The organism is Microbulbifer sp. TB1203 (assembly GCF_030997045.1).
GTDB lineage: Bacteria > Pseudomonadota > Gammaproteobacteria > Pseudomonadales > Cellvibrionaceae > Microbulbifer.
Genome location: NZ_CP116899.1, coordinates 3694135 through 3713583, shown reverse-complemented (window position 1 = coordinate 3713583; position 19449 = coordinate 3694135). Strand labels below are relative to the sequence as shown.

The window sequence follows — 19449 nt, the reverse complement described above, 5'->3', positions numbered from 1 at the left end:
TGTTAAGTGGGGTCGGAACCGAATGGCAACTAAGTTAACGGGCGGCAGGGGCAATTTTTGTAGGATGGGCAAAGCGTAGCGTGCCCATCAAGGCCCGGATGGGCACGTCGCTGGGCTCCTTTGCCCATCCTACAAGGAGAAGCGGCTTATCTTAGTGCCATTCGGGCCGGAACCTGCCAGCAGGAAATCCGCGAACTGGGCCAGATCATCGAACACTGCCGTGTCCGTCAATCGCGGCTCCGGCTCGGCGATCAGCTTTTGCAGCGTTTGTTCGCCTTTACCGGTCTTGACCAGAACCGGCTTGCAGCCTTTTTCCAGCCCGGCCTGCAAATCGCGGAGGCTGTCGCCCACCAGCCAGCAATCGTGCAGGCTGGTGTCGAACTCCGCCTCGATGGCGTCCAACAGCCCGGGTTTGGGTTTGCGACAGCGGCAGTTGTCGTCGGGGCCGTGGGGGCAGTAGAAGATCGCGGCGATTTCGCCGCCGGCGTCCTCCACCAGTGCGCGCATCTTGGCGTGCATGGCTTCCAGGTCGTCCAGGTCGAAATAGCCGCGGGCCAGGCCGCTCTGATTGGTGGCCACCACGATCTGGTGGCCGGCGCGGCTGAGGCTGGCGATGGCCTCGATGCTGCCGGGCAGGGGGATCCACTCGTCGACGGTTTTTATATAGTCGGCGGAGTCTTGGTTGATCACCCCGTCCCGGTCCAGCACGATCAGGGTCATTTAGCCGGTACCAGCAGGGAGATATCCGCCACTTCCAGGAAGAGCGCGCGCAGTTGCGCCAGCAGCGCGAGGCGGTTGTCGCGCAGCTTTTCGTCGTCGGTCATCACCATCACGTGGTCGAAGAAGCTGTCCACGGTTTCCCGCAGGCCGGCGAGACCGGCGAGACCCTCTGTAAAGAGAGCTTCGGCGTAAAGGGGCTCCACCTGGGTACGGGCGTCCTTAACCGCGGCGTGGAGGGCTTTTTCCGCATCCTCCTGCAGCAGATTTTCATCCACTTCTGTCGGTGCCGGGCCCTCCAGCTTGGCGAGAATATTCGATACCCGCTTGTTGGCCGCGGCCAGCGCCTGGGCTTCCGGCAACTGGCTGAAGGTGTGCACCGCGTGTACGCGGTTGTCGATATCCAGCGGCCGGGAGAGATTGCGCGCAGCCACCGCCATAAACACTTCCGCGGCGATGCCCTGATCCTCGTAGCGGGCGCGGAAGCGTTCGAGGATATAGTTCAGGGTCTGCTCGACCACGGTGTTGTACTCGCCGAGGGCGGTGCGGGGGTAGCCGTCGCGGGCGAGCTCCAGAAGTTCGCGCAGGTCCAGGTCGATGTTCTTTTCCACCACCAGGCGGATAACCCCCAGGCTGGCGCGACGCAGGGCGAAAGGATCGCGGGAGCCGCTGGGGGGCTGGCCGATGCCGAAGATGCCGACCAAAGTATCCAAACGGTCCGCCAGGGCGATGACGGTGCCGGTGTCGCTCTTGGGCAGCTCGTCGCCGGCGAACTTGGGCATGTACTGTTCGTACATGGCTTTGGCCACGTCCAGGGGTTCGCCGTCGTTCTCCGCGTAGTAGTAGCCGGCGATGCCCTGCAGGTCGGGGAATTCGAACACCATCTCGGTGACCAGGTCGGACTTGCACAGCCGCCCGGCGCGCTCGGCCCGGTCGGCATCGCTGCCGACGTGGCCGGCGATGGCGCGGGCCAGAGTGGCAACCCGCTCGGTCTTGTCGTACACCGAGCCCAGGTGCTGCTGGAAAACGATCTGGCGGAGTTTCTCGCGGCGGGATTCCAGGCTGGTTTTCTTGTCGGTCTCGAAGAAAAAGGCGGCGTCGGAAAGCCGTGGGCGGATCACCCGCTCGTTGCCGGCGATCACCTGGGCGGGATCGATGCTCTCGATATTGGAGACGGTAATAAAGAAGGGCAGCAGCTGGCCGTCTGCGTCCACCACGTGGAAATACTTCTGGTGTTCCTTCATCGACGAGATCAGCGCTTCCGCCGGCACGTCCAGAAAGCGCTCCTCGAAGCGCCCGGTGAGCGCCATCGGCCACTCCACCAGGGCGGTGACTTCGTCGAGGAGATCGTCGTCGATCACCGCCTCGCCGTTGACGTTGTGTGCCTCGGCAGTCACCTGCTCGCGGATGGCCTCGCGGCGTTCGTCGAAGTCGGCGATCACATAGCCGGGATCACGCAGCTGCTGTACGTAGTCGCTGGCAGAGTGGATTTCGAGCTCGCGATTGCAGTGGAAGCGGTGGCCGCGGCTGGTATTGCCGGCCTTCAGGCCCAGAACCTCGCCGTCCACAACTTTGTCGCCGAACAGCATCAGCAGCCAGTGGACCGGGCGCACGAATTCCTCCCGGCGCGCGCCCCAGCGCATGCGCTTGGGAATCGGCAGCTGGGCCAGGGATTTTTCCACGATCCCGGCGAGCAGGCGCTCGGTGGCCTCGCCTTTCTGTTCGCTGACAAACGCCAGCCGCTCGCCCTTGTCGGTCTGCACCCGGCTGAGCTGGTCGACGGTTGTGCCGTTGCTGCGCGCAAATCCTTCGGCGGCCTTGCTGGGGTTGCCGTCCTTGTCGAAGGCGGCTTTTACCGCCGGTCCGAGTTTCTCTATCTGTTTGTCCTGCTGCTTTTCGGCGAGGCCGGACACAGATACCGCCAGACGGCGCGGGGCGGCGTAGGCCTTCACTTCGCCGAATTCCAGTTCCGCGTCCTGCAAACCCTGCCGGATACCCTGGGCGAAAGCGTCCATCAGGGTGCGCAGCGCCTTGGGTGGCAGCTCTTCGGTGCCCAGTTCAACCAGAAAATCCCGAGCCATTACTGCACCTCCTCTTTCTTGGTTTCCTGGGCGAGAACTTCATTGCGGATCTCCTCCGCCGCCAGCGGGAAGCCCAGGGCATGCCGGGCGTTGTAGTAGGCCTGGGCGACTGCGCGAGCCAGGGTGCGCACCCGCAGAATGTAGCGCTGGCGCTCGGTGACCGAGATGGCGTGGCGGGCGTCCAGCAGGTTGAAGGCGTGGGAGGCCTTCATCACCTGCTCGTAGGCGGGCAGCGGCAGCCCCAGCTCGATCAACCGGCTGCTCTCGCGCTCGCAGTGGTCGAAGGTGGCGAACAGGAACTCCACGTCCGCGTGCTCGAAGTTGTAGTGGGACATCTCCACTTCGTTCTGGTGGAAAACATCGCCGTAGGTGACCGGGCTGCCGTCCGGATTGCGGGTCCACACCAGGTCGTAGAGGGACTCCACCCCCTGCAGGTACATGGCGATGCGCTCGAGCCCGTAGGTGAGCTCGCCGGTGACCGGGTAGCATTCCAGGCCGCCCACCTGCTGGAAATAGGTGAACTGGGTGACTTCCATGCCGTTCAGCCAAATCTCCCAGCCCAGGCCCCAGGCGCCGAGGGTGGGGGATTCCCAGTTGTCCTCCACGAAGCGGATATCGTGCACCGCCGGGTTCACGCCTATGGCGGTAAGGCTGCCCAGGTACAGGTCCTGGATATTGTCCGGGGATGGCTTCATCACCACTTGGTACTGGTAGTAGTGCTGCAGGCGGTTCGGGTTGTCGCCGTAGCGGCCGTCGGTGGGGCGGCGGCAGGGCTGCACGTAGGCGGCGTTCCAGGTCTCCGGACCCACCGCGCGCAGGAAGGTCGCCGGGTGGAAGGTGCCGGCGCCCACTTCCATATCCAGAGGCTGTAGAATGACGCACCCTTGGCGCGCCCAATAGTCCTGCAGGGCAAAAATCAGGCCCTGGAAGGTGCTGAGGTCGTGTTGCTTGGACACCGCGTTCTCCGGATCAAAGTGTGCTTTGGGCAAAGGGCCGCAATTATACCGGCAGCGGGTGGCGCACTAAAGGCGCCCGGGTCGCACAAATCTTGACGATACTGAAAACAGGCCGATGGTTAGCCGGCCTGGTGGGATAAGGAAGTAGTGACATTGGATATCAAGGGCCGGCTGGCGGTTGCCGCGCTGAAACTGATCGGGAAGTTGCCGCTGCGCTGGTCACGGCGGCTGGGCTGGCTGTTCGGCCAGATGGCGGTGCTGGTTCGCAGCGACAGCTTGCGCATCAGCCGTATCAATCTGGCGCTCTGCTACCCGGGCAAGAGCGCCGGCGAAAGGGAGAAGCTGGCGCGGCGCAGCGTGATCAACACTGCCATGACCGGCTGCGAGGTGGCCACCATCTGGCACCAGCCCTGGAGTCGCAGCGAGGACCAGATAGTGCGGGTGCGCAACCAGCAGTTGCTGTGCGACCGGGTGGATGAAAAGCGGGGGGTGCTGGTGCTGATGCCCCACACCGGCAACTGGGAAATCTTCGGCATGTACCTGGCCACCCTGGGGCCTTGCACCGCACTCTATGCACCGCCGAAAATCGCCGCGCTGGACCCCCTGATCCGCGCGGGCCGGGAGGCCACCGGTATCCAGATGATGCCCACCGACGTGCGCGGCGTGCGCGCGCTGCTGAAGGCTTTGAAGGCCGGCGATATCGCGATGGTGTTGCCGGACCAGGAACCGGACACCAACGGCGGCGACTTCGCGCCCTTCTTCGGTAAGCCGGCGCTGACCATGACCCTGGCCCACAACCTGATCCGACGCACCGGCTGCCGCTGCGTGTTCGGTTTCGGCAAGCGGGTAAGCGGCGGCTTCGAGTTGATATTCCTACCCGCCGAGCAGGCGATCTACAGCGAGGAGCAGAAAGTATCCCTGGCGGCGCTCAACCGGGGCGTGGAAGCCTGTATCGCCGAGGCGCCGGAACAATACCAGTGGGAGTACAAGCGATTCCGGCAGCAGCCGGAGGGGAAGAGCACGATTTATAAAAAGTCGTGTCCTGGTCCCGTCAAATAAGTCGTTGGTCGCTAGTGCCTTGTCTACGTTTTCGATCGGCTTTGGCGCTTGGCTGTCAGGGTCTTTAAGTATGGTTCCAGGTCGGTACCCGAGCTGGCAATCAATTGCTGCAGATTGCGGATAAACTGTTCAGAAACATAAGGACGCAAAGAAAGTATGAATACATCAAAAGAAGCGGCCTCACCGGAGTCCACCCGCTTCTGAAAAGCTGACCATATACTGAAAAAGCTCACAGCTTCTCCGTGTTGGCTTGCCTCCCTGGCAATAGCATCGTGAATGAACAGTCCACAGGTGTAGTAAAGCCAGTGCCTGTTTCTTTCGGCGGCCTCTATCAGGGAGTGTTCCTTTAAACCTTCCAGACAGGGACCTTCAACTCCACTGAAACGGGCATCTACCCAGGCAGTGGTTTCCGGCATCAGCGACTTCATTGCCAGGCCGGCCATATATTCGGCTGCGCCCTCGTGTATCCATGCGTGTTCGCGTTCCTCGATTTGCCCGGATGTTCCCTGAAACAAATGGGCGAGTTCGTGGGCGAAGAACCAGAGGACACTTCTCTCGTCCCAGCCCTTGCCGGCATCTTCTCCATACCAGTGCATAAAAATCTGGTTGGGCAGCACTCCGCCTTGCCTGCCGCGGCTGCCCTGGTGTGCTGGATCAAAGGAGACGAAAAGTATTGGGCTGCCCGCCGGCTGGTTCAGAAATTTCGCGTATTCGGTCATCATCAGGGGCAGGAACCTGTGCAAGTAGCCCCTGAAATGCTCTGGCAGTTCGGGGTCAATGATGGATATGAACCGCTCATCTCTGTCGGGCAGTTGCGGCCCTACGTAGACTTTTCGGCCGTTGTCGCTGTCCAGCCATTCAACACTTCCCCGTGCCACAGTGCCATCCACGATGATTGAGTCCTGCTCCGGCGCAATCAGGCTTATCCGCCATGCATTGCGCCCGCTCTCGCACCGCCCCGAACAGGCGAAGAAGCGCCCGCTGTGGATCAACATTCCTCCGTCGGAGAAAGGAGAAAAAGGGGCGTAGTCCTTGGGCAGGGCGGTGTAGCTGGAAGTCAGGGTAAAGGTCACCTCGGAAAACGATTTTCCATCGACTCGACGAATCAGGTCTGTGCCGTGCTCATGGATTATTTGGTATTCAGCGGAAGCTGATGTCCAGCGGTCTGCGCGCGAGCGGTCTGGGTTGCGCTTGAAAGCGAGCTGTTGTGTTGGAACGGGTGTTCGGTAGGTCACCGTCCACGTACGATCGGACTTGCGTATCTCCGTGTGAATGGCATCCGAAGCGCTCGCGAACACGGCAAACAGACCCAAGAAAATCAAAAGTGTCAGTATTGCTGGCTTCAAAGTTTATTCCTTCAATGGGTAGTTATTGCCTTGGATATGAGTCAGCGGCCGGCCAGGCCGTTGTTACGCCAGACCTTGCGCAATTGCTCCAAAGCATCTACCCGCAACGCAATCGCAAACAATTTCGGGCACTCCCGCGCAAACCACTTCCGCTACGGGCGCCAGCAGCTCATTACCGCGACAAAGATATCCAGCGCGGTCATCTCGTTCCCGCAGACCCAGGGGCCGTCCAGCTCCGCTTCCAGTTGGCGCCACAGTTGTTGGCAGCGCTGCTCGGTGGACTCGCGCAGCTGGCGCGCGCCCTCGTCGTTGGCCACAAAGCGCTCCGGATGGTCACCGTAGGTAAAGGTGGGGTAGACGGTGGCCACCAGCCACACCAGGCGGCGCAAGAATTCGGCGCGGTGCGCATCGTCCGCCGGTGGCACCAGCCCACAACTGGGAAAGCGGTCTCCCAGCCACAGCGTAATGGCCGCGGTCTCAGTGAGGATTTCGCCGTTCGCCAGGCGCAGGGTGGGGATTTCACCGAGCGGGTTTACTACCAGCAGCTCCTCGTCGGGGAGGTTTTCCCAGGAGAAGTACCGGACTTCGTAGTCCTGCCCCGTCAGTGTAAACAGCGCCTCGACGATGGCGGAACCGCCGCCTTTCGCGGCGTAGAGAATCAACTCATCACTCATCGGCTTCCCCTCTCCCCAGAGGGGAGAGGGAGTCAATTATGCTGCGTTGCGGAAAGCCACAATCACCGGCATCCGCGCCGCGCGCCAGGCGGGGAAGAAGCCGCTGACAAAGCCGATCAGCAGCGCCAGAACCGCGCCCTGCACAAACAGGTCCGGCGACATCTCGAAGCTGAACACCACCTGGGTAAAACTGCCTCCCAGGGTGGAGGCATTCATGCCGTCGAAGAATAGAAAGGCGGCCAGGGAGCCCAGCAGGCCGCCGGCGATGGCCAGCACCAGTGCCTCGGCGATGGTGCCGCAGAAGGCGGAGAAGTTGCTGAAGCCCAGGGTGCGCAGGGTGGCGATTTCCTTCGCCCGGTCGGCCACCGATGTATACATGGTATTGAGTGCGCCGGCGAGGGCGCCCAGGGCCATGATAAAGCTGATCACGCGGCCGAAAATGGCCATGTACTGCAGCTGCTTGCCCTGTTCGGCGAAGTAGTCCGCCTCGGTCTTGAGTTCCAGGTTAAGCTGCGATTCGGTATCGAAATACGCTGTGAGCGGCTCCAGATCACCGGGGTTTTCCAGTTGCGCACGGATGGTCTGGTAGCTGCTGCCGCGGTTGTAGTGGCTCTGGATCATCTTGGCATCCGCCCAGAGTTCGCTTTCGAACACATTGCCGCCAGTGGAGAAAACGCCCACCACCGTCCACATATTTTTGCCGAAGCGGATCTCGTTGCCGAGCTGGAAGCCGTCGAACTCGCGCAGTATGCCGCTGCCTACGATCATCTCGTTGGTGCCGGGGGTGAACATGCGGCCTTCCAGCAACTGCATGTTGCCGCGCATGGCCATGCCGCGCTTGTCCAGGCCGCGCAGGGGGATATTGGCCTTGCTGCCGGTGCTTTTCTTGATGCCGTCGACTATCACATAGAGTTCGGGAGACACCAGCGGGCCCTCCGCGTCCCGCGCTATGCCGGGCGCTTCCTCGACCAGGTTGACCTGGTCGCGGCTGATCACGCTGTTCAGCTCCGCCTGGGAACCCTCGCGCATCATCAGCGCCACGGCGTCCGAGCCGGCGCCACTCATGGTGGCCTCGAACCCCTTGGCCATGGCCAGGAAGGCGAGCAGTATGGCCACCACCACGGCGCTGGCCAGCACCATGGCCAGGGACATCCACAGGCGCCGGGGCAGGCTGCGGATATTCATCACCGTAACCGCGGAGACTTGTGAAAAAAGAGATCTCATTGGCTCACCCCCGATTGAATGCAGTGACGATATTCAGACGCAGCGCGTTGAGCGCCGGCAGCAGCCCGGTGACCAGCCCCAGCAGCAGCATAAATAGCAGCGCCTGCAGGGCTATGCCGGAATCCAGCATCAGGTTGGGCAGGAACTGGGCCATGGTGCCCTTGGCCCCTTCGATAATCAGCCAGGCGGCGCCCAGGCCGGCGAGGCCGCCGATCAGGGCGATCAGCAGGGACTCTGTCAGCACCATTTTGAAAATGCGCGGGGCGGGGAAGCCCAGGGTTTTCAGTACGGCTATCTCACCGGTGCGCTCGCGCACCGCCAGGGCCATGGTGTTGCCGACCAGGATCAGTATGGTGAAGAAAGCCATGAACACCACGCCGAAGATGATCAGGCCAATATTGCCGATCTGTTCGATAAACGCCTTGCTGAAAGCCTCTTCGGTACTGGTATCCGTTTCCGCCTGTGAATTGGCGAAGCCGTCGTCGATTGCGTCGGCGATGCGCTGGTTCTGCGCCGCGTCCGCAGTGGTGAGGGTGATCCAGCCTATCCACTCGCCGCCGAAGCTCTGGGTCTCCATAAAGTACTTGAAATGGAGGTACATGCTGTTGGTGTCATGCTGCGGATCGCTGCCGGTAAAAATACCCTCCACTACGAAGTCCCAGGTGTGGCCGCCGTCCTTGTGGGAAAAAATACTGGAGGAGACCGGCACCCGGTCGCCGATCTTCCAGCCCAGGCGCTGCGCCAGGCTTTCGCCGACGATCACGCCTTGACGGTTGCCCAGCCAGGCGGCTCGCTGCTCCGGCGGCAATAAGATTTCCCGCTCGTATACCTGCAGCCAGCTCTCCGGCTCCACTGCCATGGCCACTATCTGGTTGCGCGCCTCCTGGTAGTAGCCGCCGAACCAGTTGGCGTAGGTGACATTCTCTACGCCGTCCACCGCCGCCACCTTTTGCGCATAGGCAATCGGCAGTGGCTGGGTGAAGTTGATCTTGTTGACTACTACCAGACGGTTGTCCGCGGCCAGGTCGATGCCGGCGTCCAGCGCGCTTTTCAGGGTGGTGACTGCACCGAAAATCAGGAAGGCGATAAAGATGGCGAAACAGGTGAGGAACAGCCGCAACGGCTTTCTCGTCATGTTTTTGTAGATTAAGTAGAGATCGTTCATGCCGCCACTTCCCTCTGCACGAATTTGCCCTTGTCCAGGTGCAGTGTCTGGCTGGCGTACCGGGCCGCCGCCGGGTCGTGGGTGACCATGACGATGGTCTTGCCGTGTTCGCGGTTGAGCAGCTGGAGCATTTCCAGGATTTCGTCGGCGGTTTCCCGGTCCAGGTCGCCGGTGGGCTCGTCACACAGAATCAGTTTGGGGTCGGAAACGATGGCGCGGGCGATGGCCACCCGCTGTTGCTGGCCGCCGGACATTTCGCTGGGCATGTGTTTGGCGCGATCGCTGAGACCCACCAGCGTCAGGGCGGTTTCCACGTTGGCCCGGCGCTGTGTCTTGGAGAGTTTGGTGAGCAGCAGCGGCAGTTCCACGTTGCGCGCCGCGTTGAGCATCGGCATCAGGTTGTAGAACTGGAAAATAAAGCCGATATTGTGCGCGCGCCAGCGGGTGAGTTCGCCCTCGCTGAGACTGTCGATGCGGGCGCCGTCGAACCAGATTTCCCCGCCGCTCGGCTGGTCCACACCGCCGAGCATATTCAGCAGTGTGGTCTTGCCGGAACCGGAGGGACCCATAATGGCGAGAAAATCGCCGCGTTCGATGGTCATGTTGAGGTCGTCGAAAATGCAGATTTCTTCCTTGCCCTTGACGAAACTCTTGCTGACTCCGTTGAGTTGAAACAGTACGTCCTGCGACATCGTCAAATCCCTCCAGTGTTATTATTAAGCTTCTATTTCCGTAGGATGGGTAAAGCGAAGCGTGCCCATCATTGGCAACCGATGGGCACGCTTCGCTTTGCCCATCCTACAAATATTGGGGAATCTCTATTCCCCGTTTCCCAGAAACGCCACCTTGACCCCCATATCCGGCAGGATGCGCGGGTCCTTCTCATCGATACCGATACGCACCCGCACCGTGGCCTTGGCGCGGTCGGCGGTGGGGATAATCGCCTCCACGGTGGCGGGAATATCCCAGTCCGGGTAGGCGTCCAGGTTGGCGCTCACCTTCTGCCCCGCGGAGACGCGACCGATAAAGGCCTCGTTTACATCCACCTCGATCTCGAGGGAATCCATATCCACGATGGTGCAGATGCCGGTGCGGGTGTGACCGCCGCCGGCGGAGGTGGGGGCGACTATCTCGCCGGGCTGGGCATTTTTCTGGGTGACCACGCCGGCAAAGGGCGCGCGGATGGTGTGGTCCTGCAGCCGCTCCTGTTGCCGCTGCACTTCCAGACGGGCCACCTGGATATCCGCCTGGGCGCTTTTCAATTGTGCCTCCAGGCTTTCCACCGCGGCCTCGCTCTGGCTGAGTTCGGCGCGGCTGGAATAGTGCTTGTCGATCAGCCCCGCGTGGCGCGCCTGTTGGCGCCGGGCCTCGGCCAGCTCGGCGCCGATACTCGCCAATCTGGCTTCGAGCACCCGGACCTGGGCCTTGGCGAAATCCAGATTCACCCGCGCCTTGGCGTCGTTCAGGCGCGCCAGCACCTGGCCCTCGGCCACCTGCATGCCCTCTTCGACATCCACACTGGCGATCAGGCCCATGACTTCCGCGGACACGGTGGCCACACGCCGGGGGGTGATATAGCCGGAGGCGTTGAGCACCGTTTCCCGTTGTGCGGATGGCGCGGGCAGGTCGACGGGTGCCGCGGTGGAGGCAGGCTCGATGACGGGTTGTTGCGGCGTCGGTTCAGGCGCCTCGCCGGTAAACTGAGCGGTGGCCAGGGCGCCCACCAGTATGCCCGCCGCGACCCCGATGCTGGCGGCGATGATAGTGCGTGGGGATAGGGTGCTCGTCTCGGGGACCGCATCGCGGTCTATTTTCAGCTGGCCGAGGAGCTCGCTGGTGTTCTTTGCCATTACTGCCTTGTTCTTATTAGTTACTTCCCGGTAACTGTCTACTTTGGCAGAAAAAACTTACCTTGACTATCGCACCGCGGCGACGTGTGGGGGCTTTGCGATTAATGGCGCCAGAAAGCGGGGCTGAGCAGTACCAGCAGGGTGAAAATCTCCAGGCGCCCCATCAGCATGGCCAGGATCAGGAACCATTTTGCCATCCGGTTGACCTCGCCGTAGTGGGCCGCCGCATCGCCGAGGGCCGGTCCGATATTGCCCAGGCAGGAGCCCACGGTGGAAAAGGAGGTTTCGAAGTTCTCCCCGCTGGCCATCACGCTCATAGTGAGCACGAAAAACGACAGAACATAGACTGCGAAAAAACCCCACACCGCATCGGTCACCCGTTCCGGCACGAGCTTGCGGTTGACCTTGATGGGCACCACCGCGTTGGTATGCACCAGGCGATCCAGTTCGCGCAGGCCGGATTTCACGATCAGCATAATGCGTATCATTTTAATGCCCCCGGAGGTGGAGCCGGCGCAGGCACCCATGAAGCCCAGGATCAGCAGCACATAGGGCAGGAAGGCGGGCCAGGCGTAAAAACTTTCCGAGCCGAAACCGGCGGTGGTGCCGATGGAGACCACCTGGAAGACGCCGTGCAGAAAGCTGCTCTCGGGGCCGAACACTCCGCGGAGCCAGAGGTAGCTGCTGATCAGCAGCGCGGCCGAGGCGGTGAGGATGATGTAGAAGCGGAATTCGGAGTCCCGCCAGTAGTGGCGCAGGCTGCGGTTGTGGAAGGCGAAGAAGTGCAGGCCGAAGTTGATACCCGCTGCGAGCATGAAAAAAATACAGACCAGCATGATCGCGTGGTTGTTGGCAAAGAACCCCATACTGGCATCGTGGGTGGAGAAGCCGCCGTTGGCTACAGTGGCGAAAGCGTGGGCCACCGAGTCGAACAGCGTCATCCCGGCCCACCAGTAGCCCAGGATGCAGAGGATGGTGAGGAAAATATAGATTACCATCAGCGCGCGGGCGGTTTCGGCGATACGCGGGGTCAGCTTGGTGTCTTTCACCGGCCCGGGAATTTCCGCCTTGTACAGCTGCATGCCGCCGATCCCCAGCATGGGCAGGACCGCCAGGGCGATCACGATCACGCCGATGCCGCCGAACCACTGTAGCTGGCCGCGGTAGTAGAGGATTGCCGGCGGCAGGGTGTCCAGCCCGGTTATCACTGTGGCGCCGGTGGTGGTGAGGCCGGAAACGGATTCGAATATTGCGTCGGTTACACTCAGGCCCGGCTGTGTGCTGATAATCAACGGCAGGGCACCGAAACTGCCCAGTACCAGCCAGAACAGGGAGGTCACCACGAAACCGTCGCGGGTGCGCAACTCCTGTTTGAGATCGTGCACCGGCAGCCACATAAACAGGCCGGTGACCAGAGTGATGGCGAAGGCGATGGCGAAGGAGGTGTGAGTGTGGTCGTCGTACCACAGGGAAACGCCGATCGGCGGCAGCAGGGTCAGGCTGAACACCGTCAGAAGAATTCCGAAAATCCGCGCAATGACCGCTATCCGCATCGAGACGATTCAGCCCGTTATCTGTTTTTGAAGAGGCTTGTAGGAGCGGCCCATGGCCGCGATCAATATCTGAAAAGCTGGAAAGTCCGATCGCGGCCATGGACAGATTTTTGCTCCTGCAAAATCTGCATTTCCGCCATCCCTGGCGGTCGCCGCTCCTACAGGCTGCATTCAATTTACTAGAAGAAACTAAAGCCCACCTGGAACAACTGCTCCACATGGCGCGTATGGCGGCGGTCCACCAGGAAGACGATCACATGGTCGTCGGTATGCACCACCACATCGTCGTGGGCGATCAGCACTTCGCTGCCGCTCTCCGTCTCGCGCACTATGGCGCCGATGGAGGCACCCTCCGGCAGGTCGATGTCCTCGATTCTCTTACCCACCACCTTGGAAGTGCGGCTGTCGCCGTGGGCGATCACCTCGATGGCCTCGGCGGCGCCGCGGCGCAGCGAATGCACGTTGACCATGTCGCCGCGGCGCACATAGGTGAGCAGGGTGCCGATGGTGGTCTGCTGCGGCGAGATGGCGATATCGATATCGCCGCCCTGTACCAGGTCCACATAGGCGGGGTTGTTGATCAGGGTCATCACCTTGCGCGCGCCCAGCCGCTTGGCCAGTAGCGAGGACATGATATTGGCCTCGTCGTCGTTGGTGAGCGCGAGGAACACATCGGTGTCGTCGATGCTCTCCTCCAGCAACAGGTCCTGGTCCGAGGCGCCACCGTGCAGCACGATGCTGTTGGAGAGCTCCTCGGAGAGAGCCACGCAGCGCGCGTGCTCCTGCTCGATGATTTTTACCGAATAGCGGTTTTCCAGCTTGTGCGCCAGGCGCAGGCCGATATTGCCGCCGCCGGCGATGGTGATGCGTTTGTAGCCCTGCTCCAGGCGGCGCAGCTCGCTCATCACCGCGCGGATATCCGCGCGCGCGGCGATAAAAAACACTTCGTCGCCGGCCTCGATCACCGTGTCGCCCTGGGGAATAATCGGGTTGTTGCGGCGGTAGACGGCCGCCACCCGGGTATCCACCCGGGGCATATGTTCGCGCAGGTAGCGCAGCTGGTGTCCCACCAGCGGGCCGCCCTGGACCGCGCGCACCGCCACCAGCTGCACACGGCCGTCGGCGAAGTCCAGAACCTGCAGCGCGCCCGGGTGTTCGATCAGGCGCGAGATATATTCCGAGACCAGCTGTTCCGGGCTGATCAGCACGTCGATGGGGACGGACTGGGGATCGAACAGCTGCGGGTATTTCAGGTAGGAGGCGGCGCGCACGCGGGCGATCTTGGTGGGCACGCGGAACAGCGAGTGGGCGACCTGGCAGGCGGCCATATTGGTTTCGTCGTTGTTGGTCACCGCCACCAGGATATCGGCGTCCTCGATGCCGGCATCCAGCAGGATATCCGGGTGGGCGGCGTGGCCCTGAACCACCCCGATATCGAGCCGGTCGCGCAGTTCGCGCAGGGCTTTTTCCCCGGTGTCCACCAGCACAATATCGTTGCGTTCCGAGGCCAGGCTCTCCGCCAGCGAACCGCCCACCTGGCCGGCGCCGAGAATTACGATCTTCATAACATGATTGGCCCGAGCTGGCCTTTTATTCGGCTTTGTTTAACAGAGCGTAGTAGAAACCGTCGCCACCTTCGGGCTCGGGGAACAGCTGCACGCCTGCCGCCTGCGGTTCGCCCCAGGGCCTTCCGCCCAGTTGCCGCGGCGTATTGTCGCGCGCATCAGGGGTCGCCGCAACGAATCCCGCGACCACCCCGGCGTTTTCTTCCGGCAGTATGGAGCAGGTGGCGTAGAGCAGGGTGCCCCCGGGCTTGAGCAGCTTCCACAGAGAGCGCAGGATTTTCGCCTGCAGCGCCGCCAGCTCTGCGATATCCGTCTCCCGGCGCAGCAACTTGATATCCGGATTGCGGCGGATCACGCCGGTGGCGGAGCAGGGGGCGTCCAGCAGTATACGGTCGAAGGGTTGGCCGTCCCACCAGGCGTCCGGCTCGGCGGCGTCGGCGCAGATCAGTTCCGCGCTGGCGCCGATTCTGGAGAGGTTCTCCGCCACCCGGTCCAGGCGCTCCTCCTCGATATCCAGTGCGCTGAGCTCCAGGTCCGGCTGCTGTTCGAGCAGGTGACAGGTCTTGCCGCCGGGGGCGGCGCAGGCGTCCAGAACCCGCTCGCCGGGGCCGGGTTGCAGCAGCAGTGCGGCCAGCTGGGCGGATTCGTCCTGCACGCTCGCCAGTCCCTGCTCGAAGCCCGGCAGTTCCTGCACCGCGCGGGGCGCCTCCAGGGTGATCCCCACCGGCGAAACAGCGCAGGGACGCGCGGCGATTCCCGCCTGTTCGAGGCGGGCGAGGTAGTCGGCGACAGTGACCTGGGCGGTGTTGACCCGGAGGGTCATCGGCGGATTGGCATTGTTGGCCCGGAAAATCTCCCGCGCTCTGTCTGCCCAGGCGGTTTTAACGTGCTGCTGTAGCCACGCCGGATGGGCCGAGCTGAACTGCGGATTGCCGGAGAGTTTCCTCTCCAGTTGTTCCCGGCTGCGCTGGTAATTGCGCAGCACGCCGTTGATCAGGCCGGTGGCGTGGGGGTGTTCCAGTTCGCGCGCGGCGTTTACCGTGGCGGAGATCGCCGCGTGGTCGGGGATACGGGTGTATTCCAACTGGTAGAGGCCGAGCAGCACCAACGCGCTGATCTCTTTATCTGCCGGCGGCCTGCGCAACAATTTGTCGGCCACCAGTTGCAGGCGCGGCGCGGTGCGCGCGCAGCCGTAACAGAGCTCGCGCAGCAGCGGGCGGTCGCGCTCGGAAGTGCGGGCTTCCGCCTGTGGCAGCAGTTTCGACAGGGAGCCGCGGCCGTCGAGCAGGGCGGCGATTACCTGCGCGGCCGCCGCGCGTGTATCTGCGGCCACCCTTTATTGCCCCAGCCGGTTGCCGGGGGCAAACAGCTCGCGGTGGCCCTTGAGAATTTCCGCTGCCGGCAGCGCTTTGCCGCCCGGCAGTTGCAGTTGCGTCAGGCGCAGGGCACCGCGGCCGCAGGCCACCAGGATGCCCTCGCTGTCGGCGGCCAGAACTGTGCCGGGCTCGCCGTGGCTGTCCTGTTCCAGTTTCACACTGTGAATGCGCAGGCGCTGTTCACCGCCGCTGTTTGAACAGGTGGTCCAGCACACCGGAAAAGGGTTGAAGGCGCGGATCTGCCTTTCCAGTTCCTCCGCCGGGCGCTGCCAGTCGATGCGCGCCTCCTCTTTGCTGATCTTGCTCGCGTAAGTGGCGGCGCTGTCATCCTGGACCCGGGGTTCGGCGGTGCCGGCGGCGAGCAGTTCCAGCGCCCGCAACAGCGCCGGGCCGCCCAGCTCCGCCAGCTTGTCGTGCAGGCTGCCGCCGGTGTCCGCGGGCGCAATCCGGCAGCGGCTCTCCACCAGTACCGGACCGGTGTCCAGCCCCGCTTCCATCTGCATGATGGCCACGCCGCTCTCCGCATCACCGGCCTCGATGGCGCGCTGGATCGGCGCCGCACCGCGCCAACGGGGCAGCAGCGAAGCGTGCACGTTGATGCAGCCCAGTGGCGGAATGTCGAGCACCGCCTGGGGCAGAATCAGGCCGTAGGCGACCACCACCATCACATCGGCGCCCAGGGCCGCCAGTTCCTCCTGTGCGGATGGGTCGCGCAGGCTCTGGGGCTGGTAGACGGGAATATCGCGCCGCTGGGCCAGTTGCTTGACCGGACTGGCGAGCAGCTTTTTGCCGCGCCCGGCGGGCCTGTCCGGCTGGGTATAGGTGGCGATCACCCGGTGTTCGCTGTCGAGCAGCACCTGCAGGTGCGCGGCGGCAAAGTCCGGGGTGCCGGCAAAAACAATCTTCAGAGGTCGAGTCATAAACCTGGGATTTGTGTGATGGCGCGCCGGTCGTCAGGCGCGCTGGCGGTGGGCTTTTTCCAGTTTGGAGCGGATGCGATTGCGCTTGAGAGGGGAGATGTAGTCCACGAACAGTTTGCCGTCGAGGTGGTCCACCTCGTGCTGGATGCACACCGCGAGCAGGCCCTCGACCTCCAGGGCGAAGGGTTCGCCATCGCGATCCAGCGCCTTCACGCGCACCTTGCGCGGGCGTTCGACGGTCTCGTAGAAGCCGGGCACCGAAAGGCAGCCCTCGTCGTACTGGTGGTGTTCCGGGTCGAGCACCTCGATATCCGGGTTGATGAACACCAGCGGCTCGCTCTGGTCCTCGGACACGTCGATTACCACGAGACGCTTGTGCACGTTCACCTGGGTGGCGGCGAGGCCGACCCCGGGGGCCTCGTACATGGTTTCGAACATATCGTCCACCAGCTGGCGCAGCTCGTCGGTCACCTCGGCAACCGGTTTTGCGACCTGGCGCAGGCGGGGATCGGGGAATTCGAGGATTTCGAGTTTGGCCATAACACCTGTGACAAACTTCTGGTCTTTGTGGAAGATGCGCTGATAACATAATGATCGCGCTGGACTTTTTGCCGTTTCTACCGCGTCTACCGTATTTCACTGTTTTCCGCTCTGCGCGGACAGCGACCGGCGCTGTGAATTATAAGCGATAAAAGCATGGGAATGCTTCGATGAAAAAAATTCTTCTGGCCGCCGCTGTCCTGCTGGCGGTGACCTTGGGCCTTCAGGCCCAGGATGTACGCCTCAACCCGGACCACCCGGATGTCTATGTGGTGCAGGAGGGGGACACCCTGTGGGATATCTCCGGTAAATTCCTCACCCAGCCCTGGTTCTGGCCGGAGATCTGGCAGGTGAATCCACAGGTGGATAACCCCCACCTGATCTACCCCGGCGACCGCCTGCGCCTGGTCTACGTCGAGGGCCAGCCGCAGCTGCACCTGGAGCGTGGCCCGCGCGCCTACAAGCTCTCCCCCGTCGCCGACGCCAGCAAACTCTACCCCAGTGTGCGCCGCGAGCCGGTGGGCCAGGCGATTCCGGCGATTCCCCTGGACGCTATCAACGCCTTCCTGTCCCGCACGCGGATTGTGGGGCCGGATGCCTTCAAGGGCACTCCTTATGTGATTTCCGGCGACGACCAGCGCATCCTGATCGGCGCCGGCGACAAACTCTACGCCCGTGGCGATTTCAGCATGCCACTGCCTTCCTACGGTATCTACCGCCCCGGCGACCTCTACGTGGATCCCTACACCGGGGAAACCCTGGGCATGCAGGCCCTGGACGTGGGCTCGGTGGACCTCTTCCAGCTGGACCCGGATCACCGCGAAGATTTCGCCGTGGCCACCATGGAGGTGACCCGCACCGCCCGCGAAATCCGCCTGGAGGATCGCCTGCTACCGGTGGAGGAGCGCTCAATTGCCGCGCTGTTCCAGCCTGGCGCACCGGCGGTACCGGTGGAAGGGGTCATCCTCGGCGTGGATGAGGGGGTCACTAACATCGGCAAGTACGATGTAGTGGTGATCAACCGCGGCGAGCGCGAGGGTCTGCAGCCGGGCCACGTGTTATCCATCTACAAGCGCGGTGCCATGGTGCGCGATCGCATCGAGCGCGACACCGTCAAGCTGCCGGACGAGTATGCCGGGATACTGATGGTCTTCCGCAGCTTCGAAAAGATGAGCCTGGCGCTGATACTGGAGTCGGACCGCCCGCTCGAGGTCATGGACCTGGTCCGCAACCCGTAATTCAAGAGATGCCCGACGCATGGATGCGCTCACCGCCACCCTCGCCCTCCTGCGCCTGGAGGGCATGGGGTCGGCCCGCTACTGGCAACTGATCGAACGCTTCGGCAGCGCGTCCGCCGCGCTGCAGTCCCTTCCCGACACCCTCCTGCAAAAACTCCCCGAACGCGCACAGAGCCAATGGCGCGAATACCGCAGCCGCGGCGAGCACTGTGAGCTGCTCACCTGGGCGCAGGCGGAGCGGGAGCGCTGTGGCGAGACCGGCGTGCAACTGGTGCTGTGCGGAGATGACGAATACCCAACCCTGTTGGCGCAGATCGCCCGCCCGCCGCCGCTGCTCTATCTGCGCGGCAATGCCGCAGCCCTCCATCTGCCGCAGATCGCCGTGGTGGGCGCGCGCCGGGCCAGCCGCGGCGGTCTCGATAACGCCCGCGCCTTCGCCGCGGAGCTGGCCGGCGCCGGCTTCGCCATCACCTCCGGCCTGGCCCTTGGGGTGGATGCCGCCGCGCACCGGGGAGCGCTGAATGCCGGAGGTACCACCCTGGCGGTGCTGGGCAGCGGCGTGGATCGCCTCTACCCGCGGCGCAATATCCCGTTGGTGGAGGAGATAGTCGAAAACGGCGGTGCGGTGATCAGCGAGCTGCCCCTGGGCAGCGGCGCCGAAGCGGCCAACTTCCCGCGCCGCAACCGCATTATCAGCGGTCTGTCCCTGGGCGTACTGCTGGTGGAGGCCGCGGTGCGCTCCGGCTCCCTGATCACCGCGCGCCTGGCGGCGGAGCAGAACCGCGAGGTGTTCGCCATTCCCGGTTCCATCCACAATCCCCTGGCCCGCGGCTGCCACCGGATGATCAAGGAGGGTGCGGCGCTGGTGGAGACCAGCGCGGACATAGTGGAACAACTGGGCGGATTGCTGGCCGAGCCGCAATCGCAAAACCCCGACGCCGGTCCGCAGCTGGCGGAGGACCAGCTTCGGGTAATCGCCGCCCTGGGCGGCGACCTGCGCAGTATCGAACAGATTGCCCGGGATACCGGCGAAGACACCGGGCCGCTGATGGCGACCCTGTTGCAACTGGAGCTGGCGGGGTTTCTGGAGCAACTGCCGGGAGGCTACCAGCTGACCGGGCAGGGCGCCCGGCTGCTGCGCCAGCTGTTGCCCGGTTGACCGCGAGAACAACAAAGGAAAAGACA

17 protein-coding genes are annotated in these 19449 nt (G+C 63.0%); 3 read left to right on the top strand and 14 right to left on the bottom strand.

The window, feature by feature from the left end; translation table 11 throughout:
* Window positions 1–129: 129 nt before the first annotated feature.
* Genes gmhB through glyQ form a run of 3 tightly spaced genes read right to left on the bottom strand, consistent with a single transcriptional unit; the run spans window position 130 to window position 3754 of the window.
* The gene (gmhB, locus tag PP263_RS15675; RefSeq protein WP_308364608.1) at window positions 130–720 is read right to left on the bottom strand and encodes a D-glycero-beta-D-manno-heptose 1,7-bisphosphate 7-phosphatase; all 591 of its coding nucleotides are present in this window, start codon (window positions 718–720) and stop codon (window positions 130–132) included.
* Window positions 717–2798 (bottom strand): glycine--tRNA ligase subunit beta, encoded by a 2082-nt coding sequence (glyS, locus tag PP263_RS15670; RefSeq protein WP_308364606.1) that lies wholly within the window; start codon window positions 2796–2798, stop codon window positions 717–719. Before glyS ends, gmhB begins: the two co-directional genes overlap by 4 nt.
* Window positions 2798–3754, bottom strand: a complete 957-nt coding sequence (gene glyQ, locus PP263_RS15665; RefSeq protein WP_308364604.1) for a glycine--tRNA ligase subunit alpha — start codon at window positions 3752–3754, stop codon at window positions 2798–2800. The genes glyS and glyQ overlap by 1 nt, the downstream gene beginning before the upstream one ends.
* Window positions 3755–3901: 147 nt before the next feature.
* On the opposite strand from glyQ, the gene PP263_RS15660 reads away from it, so the two are divergent.
* On the top strand, window positions 3902–4813 hold the full coding sequence (locus PP263_RS15660; RefSeq protein WP_308364602.1) for a lysophospholipid acyltransferase family protein: 912 nt from the start codon (window positions 3902–3904) through the stop codon (window positions 4811–4813).
* 23 nt (window positions 4814–4836) lie between these two features.
* Here the strand turns inward: PP263_RS15660 and PP263_RS15655 are convergent, their stop codons facing one another.
* The 11 genes from PP263_RS15655 to def all read right to left on the bottom strand — a co-directional run bounded on the left by PP263_RS15655 (window position 4837) and on the right by def (window position 17026).
* The gene (locus tag PP263_RS15655; protein WP_308364601.1) at window positions 4837–6159 is read right to left on the bottom strand and encodes a hypothetical protein; all 1323 of its coding nucleotides are present in this window, start codon (window positions 6157–6159) and stop codon (window positions 4837–4839) included.
* A gap of 152 nt (window positions 6160–6311) precedes the next feature.
* Window positions 6312–6833: a glutathione S-transferase family protein gene (locus PP263_RS15650; protein ID WP_308364600.1), complete on the bottom strand. Its 522-nt coding sequence runs from the start codon at window positions 6831–6833 to the stop codon at window positions 6312–6314.
* 36 nt (window positions 6834–6869) lie between these two features.
* Window positions 6870–8057 carry an ABC transporter permease gene (locus PP263_RS15645; RefSeq protein WP_308364598.1) on the bottom strand — a complete coding sequence of 396 codons (1188 nt, stop codon included), beginning with the start codon at window positions 8055–8057 and terminating at the stop codon, window positions 6870–6872.
* Between the two features lie 4 nt (window positions 8058–8061).
* The gene (locus tag PP263_RS15640; protein WP_308364595.1) at window positions 8062–9222 is read right to left on the bottom strand and encodes an FtsX-like permease family protein; all 1161 of its coding nucleotides are present in this window, start codon (window positions 9220–9222) and stop codon (window positions 8062–8064) included.
* Entirely contained in the window at window positions 9219–9914 is a 696-nt protein-coding gene (locus tag PP263_RS15635; RefSeq protein ID WP_308364594.1) for an ABC transporter ATP-binding protein, read from the bottom strand. Before PP263_RS15635 ends, PP263_RS15640 begins: the two co-directional genes overlap by 4 nt.
* Window positions 9915–10040: 126 nt before the next feature.
* A complete protein-coding gene (locus PP263_RS15630; RefSeq protein ID WP_308364592.1) occupies window positions 10041–11072 on the bottom strand; it encodes an efflux RND transporter periplasmic adaptor subunit in 1032 nt (343 codons plus the stop codon).
* A gap of 101 nt (window positions 11073–11173) precedes the next feature.
* Window positions 11174–12625, bottom strand: coding sequence for a TrkH family potassium uptake protein (locus PP263_RS15625; protein WP_308364591.1), 1452 nt, complete (start codon window positions 12623–12625; stop codon window positions 11174–11176).
* 179 nt (window positions 12626–12804) lie between these two features.
* Window positions 12805–14190 (bottom strand): Trk system potassium transporter TrkA, encoded by a 1386-nt coding sequence (gene trkA, locus PP263_RS15620; RefSeq protein ID WP_308364590.1) that lies wholly within the window; start codon window positions 14188–14190, stop codon window positions 12805–12807.
* Between the two features lie 25 nt (window positions 14191–14215).
* A complete protein-coding gene (rsmB, locus tag PP263_RS15615) occupies window positions 14216–15523 on the bottom strand; it encodes a 16S rRNA (cytosine(967)-C(5))-methyltransferase RsmB (RefSeq protein ID WP_308364589.1) in 1308 nt (435 codons plus the stop codon).
* A gap of 3 nt (window positions 15524–15526) precedes the next feature.
* On the bottom strand, window positions 15527–16486 hold the full coding sequence (fmt, locus tag PP263_RS15610) for a methionyl-tRNA formyltransferase (RefSeq protein ID WP_308364588.1): 960 nt from the start codon (window positions 16484–16486) through the stop codon (window positions 15527–15529).
* Window positions 16487–16519: 33 nt separating this feature from the next.
* Window positions 16520–17026 carry a peptide deformylase gene (def, locus tag PP263_RS15605; protein ID WP_308364587.1) on the bottom strand — a complete coding sequence of 169 codons (507 nt, stop codon included), beginning with the start codon at window positions 17024–17026 and terminating at the stop codon, window positions 16520–16522.
* A 170-nt stretch (window positions 17027–17196) separates the two neighbouring features.
* On the opposite strand from def, the gene PP263_RS15600 reads away from it, so the two are divergent.
* Both PP263_RS15600 and dprA read left to right on the top strand, forming a co-directional pair.
* Complete coding sequence (locus PP263_RS15600) at window positions 17197–18264, top strand: LysM domain-containing protein (RefSeq protein ID WP_308364586.1); 1068 nt, start codon at window positions 17197–17199, stop codon at window positions 18262–18264.
* 19 nt (window positions 18265–18283) lie between these two features.
* Complete coding sequence (dprA, locus tag PP263_RS15595; protein WP_308364584.1) at window positions 18284–19423, top strand: DNA-processing protein DprA; 1140 nt, start codon at window positions 18284–18286, stop codon at window positions 19421–19423.
* Window positions 19424–19449 lie beyond the last annotated feature (26 nt).

What these genes read in the sequence shown, in the direction of transcription:
- gmhB (WP_308364608.1), bottom strand. Translation starts at nt 720, where the DNA reads ATGACCCTGATCGTGCTGGACCGGGACGGGGTGATCAACCAAGACTCC.
- glyS (WP_308364606.1), bottom strand. Translation starts at nt 2,798, where the DNA reads ATGGCTCGGGATTTTCTGGTTGAACTGGGCACCGAAGAGCTGCCACCC.
- PP263_RS15650 (WP_308364600.1), bottom strand. Translation starts at nt 6,833, where the DNA reads ATGAGTGATGAGTTGATTCTCTACGCCGCGAAAGGCGGCGGTTCCGCC.
- PP263_RS15645 (WP_308364598.1), bottom strand. Translation starts at nt 8,057, where the DNA reads ATGAGATCTCTTTTTTCACAAGTCTCCGCGGTTACGGTGATGAATATC.
- PP263_RS15640 (WP_308364595.1), bottom strand. Translation starts at nt 9,222, where the DNA reads ATGAACGATCTCTACTTAATCTACAAAAACATGACGAGAAAGCCGTTG.
- PP263_RS15635 (WP_308364594.1), bottom strand. Translation starts at nt 9,914, where the DNA reads ATGTCGCAGGACGTACTGTTTCAACTCAACGGAGTCAGCAAGAGTTTC.
- PP263_RS15630 (WP_308364592.1), bottom strand. Translation starts at nt 11,072, where the DNA reads ATGGCAAAGAACACCAGCGAGCTCCTCGGCCAGCTGAAAATAGACCGC.
- PP263_RS15625 (WP_308364591.1), bottom strand. Translation starts at nt 12,625, where the DNA reads ATGCGGATAGCGGTCATTGCGCGGATTTTCGGAATTCTTCTGACGGTG.
- trkA (WP_308364590.1), bottom strand. Translation starts at nt 14,190, where the DNA reads ATGAAGATCGTAATTCTCGGCGCCGGCCAGGTGGGCGGTTCGCTGGCG.
- fmt (WP_308364588.1), bottom strand. Translation starts at nt 16,486, where the DNA reads ATGACTCGACCTCTGAAGATTGTTTTTGCCGGCACCCCGGACTTTGCC.
- def (WP_308364587.1), bottom strand. Translation starts at nt 17,026, where the DNA reads ATGGCCAAACTCGAAATCCTCGAATTCCCCGATCCCCGCCTGCGCCAG.
- PP263_RS15600 (WP_308364586.1), top strand. Translation starts at nt 17,197, where the DNA reads ATGAAAAAAATTCTTCTGGCCGCCGCTGTCCTGCTGGCGGTGACCTTG.
- dprA (WP_308364584.1), top strand. Translation starts at nt 18,284, where the DNA reads ATGGATGCGCTCACCGCCACCCTCGCCCTCCTGCGCCTGGAGGGCATG.